This window comes from Muriicola jejuensis (genome assembly GCF_010671595.1).
Lineage (GTDB): Bacteria > Bacteroidota > Bacteroidia > Flavobacteriales > Flavobacteriaceae > Muriicola > Muriicola jejuensis.
The window spans coordinates 1-4,183 of record NZ_JAABOP010000013.1 but is presented as its reverse complement, the minus strand read 5'-3'; the positions used below and the strand labels follow the sequence as shown (position 1 = coordinate 4,183).

4 protein-coding genes are annotated in these 4,183 nt (G+C 39.0%); all 4 read left to right on the top strand.

Translation table 11 applies throughout. The annotated features are described in order from the left end of the window. Window positions 1–1,058 precede the first annotated feature (1,058 nt). The 4 genes from GWK09_RS14795 to GWK09_RS14780 all read left to right on the top strand — a co-directional run bounded on the left by GWK09_RS14795 (window position 1,059) and on the right by GWK09_RS14780 (window position 3,898). The gene (locus tag GWK09_RS14795) at window positions 1,059–1,628 is read left to right on the top strand and encodes a hypothetical protein (RefSeq protein ID WP_204260488.1); all 570 of its coding nucleotides are present in this window, start codon (window positions 1,059–1,061) and stop codon (window positions 1,626–1,628) included. Between the two features lie 192 nt (window positions 1,629–1,820). Then, window positions 1,821–2,306, top strand: a complete 486-nt coding sequence (locus tag GWK09_RS14790) for a hypothetical protein (protein ID WP_204260487.1) — start codon at window positions 1,821–1,823, stop codon at window positions 2,304–2,306. Window positions 2,307–2,780: 474 nt separating this feature from the next. Beyond that, a complete protein-coding gene (locus GWK09_RS14785) occupies window positions 2,781–3,263 on the top strand; it encodes a lipocalin-like domain-containing protein (protein ID WP_163694243.1) in 483 nt (160 codons plus the stop codon). 143 nt (window positions 3,264–3,406) lie between these two features. Then, the gene (locus GWK09_RS14780; RefSeq protein WP_163694242.1) at window positions 3,407–3,898 is read left to right on the top strand and encodes a hypothetical protein; all 492 of its coding nucleotides are present in this window, start codon (window positions 3,407–3,409) and stop codon (window positions 3,896–3,898) included. The last annotated feature ends 285 nt before the right edge of the window (window positions 3,899–4,183 follow it).

Here is a 4,183-nt window from a genome sequence, read left to right as displayed (position 1 = left end):
AAACGCATTACAACAACGGCTATGGTTCATCGCCCACCAGGGTCTGGGATTATTTGCTATTTTAGGGATTAACAAATCAATACGGAAGGCTGGCGCCTCCAGGCGCCAAACCATAGCCGGAACCGTTCTACACCATACCTCCTTTTAGTTTTATAACGCAAAGCTTTACGGTAGTTCGCAAGGGTTACGCAAGGGTTACGACTGTGCGGATCACTCATACGGTTGGTCGGCATATCTTTTCGGCGTTGCGGAGGGGAACGGAGGGATACGGCAGCACGGAGGGAGCGTGTTTACTCAGACGTGTCGGCACGGTGCAGAACAACGGCTATAGCCCATCGCCGGCCAAGGCTTGGGAAATTTTCCTACTTTAGGGTTTATTAATCAATCCGGGGTTGGTCTGTCCATCGAGGCGCCGGGCCATAGCCAGGACCGTTGTAATGCATTTTTCCTATGAGAATGTTGATCTCATTCATAATTGTAATTTCAATTTCTTGGTTAACTATTCAGACAAGTAACGAAAAGCTAGTTGGTAAATGGCAATGTTATCATGAAGAGCTTGAAGATGGCACGACGACTGGTAGGGACATTTTTACGGATGAGGAGTTTGAATATTCGTGTAATGGGATGATTATTCAATTAAACTCTGATCTAACAGGATGGGAATCAATAGGCAAACAAGAATTTGAGTATAAATTAATTGACTCTATTCTGAAGTTGGGATCTAGGTATTATGTCGTAGAGTTGTTAACCGAAAAGCAAATGATCCTAAGAGATCACGACCCAGATAGTCTTTCATTATTTTATTATCGAAGAAAATATGAACGAATAAAATAAACGCATTACAACAACGGCTATGGTTCATCGCCCTCAGAGGTCTGGGATTATTTGCTATTTTAGGGTATAAAAAAACAAGACGGAAGGCTGGCGCCTCCAGGCGCCAAACCATAGCCGGAACCGTTGTGGTGCATAAAATGAACATTTCTAATCGATTACTGATAGTAGTATTTTTCATTTTATTATCTGGATGTCGGAATAACAAAAACACAGACGTAAATCCCGTGGTCATTCATGGGGTGAAGGATTCTACTCTGCTGGAAAAAGGAGTTTCATTGACCTTGTCCGATTATTCCAAATATTCCGAGTTTCTAAACCGAATTGATCAAATTGTCTGTGCTGATAGCATCCCAACAATTGATAAATCTAGAAATAATATTCGCCACAAGTTTTATTTGACTACACCTTGTTGGGATAAAGTTGGTGATATTTTAATCAAACAACGTAACGTAATAATTATCCACAATGACAGTCTGCAAAAACGATACACAGATCCCTGGGAAAATAATTTATTTCATTTAAGGGAATTAGAAGATGTTATAGAACATGATATTTCAAATAATGGTTTTGATCCAAATTGGAGCGAGAATGCAGAAAATATGATAATTAACATCTCTGTATCAGAAAATAATTTGCATAAACTAAATGCTGTATTGGAAGCATTTGTTAAGCTGGACATTGAAAATGATACTATCAATAATCTAAGAATATGGATTACGGATTATGTCCCTTACTTTAAACCACCTTCACCTCCAGCTCCACCTCCCCCTCCACCTCCAAAACAGATTCGATAAGTAATATCTAGGTAATTACGCACCACAACAACGGCTATGGTTCATCGCCCTCTGAGGTCTGGGAATATTTGCTATTTTAGGGATTAACAAAAACAAGACGGAAGGCTGGCGCCTCCAGGCGCCAAACCATAGCCGGAACCGTTACACAACATTTTGAAAACGCAATTCACAGCTATATTTCTGCTAGTTTTCTTGTCTGCTTTAGGACAAAAAATGGACATTCAATCAATTGAGAATACAGTTTCCTTAATTGATAAGAATGAGAAGCTAAAACGCTCCGTACTTAATTGGGAGGAACTTACAGAGCAAACAAAAATCAATGATTCAGAATTTCTAGTTTGGAGTAAGAATGATACTATTTACAAAGTATCCCTTGCGTCACTGAGTCCTAGAGGAACAATAAAATTCATCATTTATTGTCACGAGGGAAATCCAATTAAGATAGTAGAAATGGAACATTTTAATTCAGCAGACATTGTTTCTCAAGATTCATCAAAACTCGAGGTTACCTTTAAAGAAGAGATCTTTATAACCGGATTTAGGGAATATTATCCTGGTGAAATTGAGTACGAATACGAGGTCTTAACTGAGGGCAGTAGAATGATTACTGATATGTACTGTCAAGTAAATGAATTGTTGCATCCCCTAGAGGTTGCGTATAAAGGCCTGAAAAAATAAACGTTGTGTAACAACGGCTATAACCCATCGCTCTCAAAGGTCTGCGCTTATTTCCTATCTTAGTTAAAATAAATCTGGTCTTGCTAAGGTTTGAGCTCGCAAGCGCCGTGTCATAGCCGTCACCGTTACCTACCATAGCGTTTATCTTCTAGTCAAAACTCAAAGTCCTTTTGTAAAGCCAAGGTCGCTCCATGACCAAAGTTCCTTCTTTTGCTATGGTCTTCACTCGGGGGTTTTTCTGGGAAGTGCCTGTGGAGATCTGGGAACTCTCAAGGGGTCTGGGCGGTGCTAGCTACGTTAGGTAACAACGGCTATAGTTTAGCGCCGGCCGGGGTCGGGATTTTTTTCTATTTTAGGTCTAATAAATAACAAATCCGGAAACATGGCGCCTCCAGGCGCCAAACCATAGCCGGGGCCGTTGTAAAACATTAAACAACCATTTTCCCTATTCCCCATCTAAATGGTAAACAAGCCATGAAAAAACATCTTGCTTTTCTCCTAATTGTAGTTTTTTTAAATAGTTGTTCCAATACTACAAACACCGATCAAGACGAAATTTTTGGTTCTTGGAAATTGATTGCATGGTACGATGATAATCCTATTGATATAAACCAAGATGGACAAGCATCTACCGATCTTTTTTCTCAATGGAATGGATGTAAGAAACAAAGCATTCTAGTATTGGAAAATGATTATTCTGGCCGAATTATCTATACTGGTCCGGGTGACAATGATAAATGTCCTCCTGGATTTCAGACCGGTAATATTTTCAATACAGAACCCTGGAAACTTGAAAACGGAGTTCTTGTTTTCATAGGAGATGATTATTTCGATTCGTATGAAATAATTACTCTAAATAAAAATACTCTGGTTTTAAAGGGATCTGGGCAATGGACTTGTTGTGATCCTGAGATTTCGTACTATACCGATGGTTATTTGCAATTTTCAAGACAATGAACGTTTTACAACAACGCCTATAGCCCATTGCTCTCCAAGCGTAGTGTTTATTTTCTATCTTAGGTTTATATAAATCATTCCTGGGTGGTCTGGGCTTTTGAAGCAACGGGCCATAGCCAGGACCGTTGTGCTCAATTCTTCAGATGAATGAAATAGATCGGTTAATTAAGAGAATTATCCCACCACCAACAAGGGAGGAAAGAGAAGGCTTTTCAAACGATCACATTCTCACAGGATTGAACCAATTAGAACTAGATCAGGTGAAGGAAAGACTTCTTCAAATGATCAAAGATGATGGTGACTACCTAATAGCAGAAACTCTGGTCAAACTGAATTCCGTAGAGGCAACCAATCATATGGAAATATGGTTGAATAAAGCAAGTTCTCCTGCCGTAAGAATTAAATGGGCTTCATTTATTACCGAAATTAGAAATGGTGATTTAAAAATGGAAGCTATTGCCTATCAAGAATTTCAAAACTTCAAGTTCAAATACGAGGTTGAATCGATAATCTTTTATGATTTAATAAAATTTCAAAGTGATCGTATCAATGACCTGATTCGCAATTATATAGACCACAAATATTTCCTAGTTTCTCTGCATGCAAAAAGGGCACTGGGTTTAGATGATGAATAGTCAACAATAAAGATTACGGACAATAATGGCGGGAATTCTGAAAATACAACTGAGCATAACAACGGCTATGGCCCATCGCCGGCCAAGGCTAGGGAAATTTTCCTACTTTAGAGTTTATTAATCAATCCGGGGTTGGTCTGTCCATCGAGGCGTCGGGTCATAGCCGGAACCGTTACCTGCAAGCTTGAATAACAAATATGAATGAAAAATAAACTTGTTTTCTTTACTGGAATACTCGGAGCATTTTTATTCGTTATTACATCACTTATTGGTGGATTTTTAATA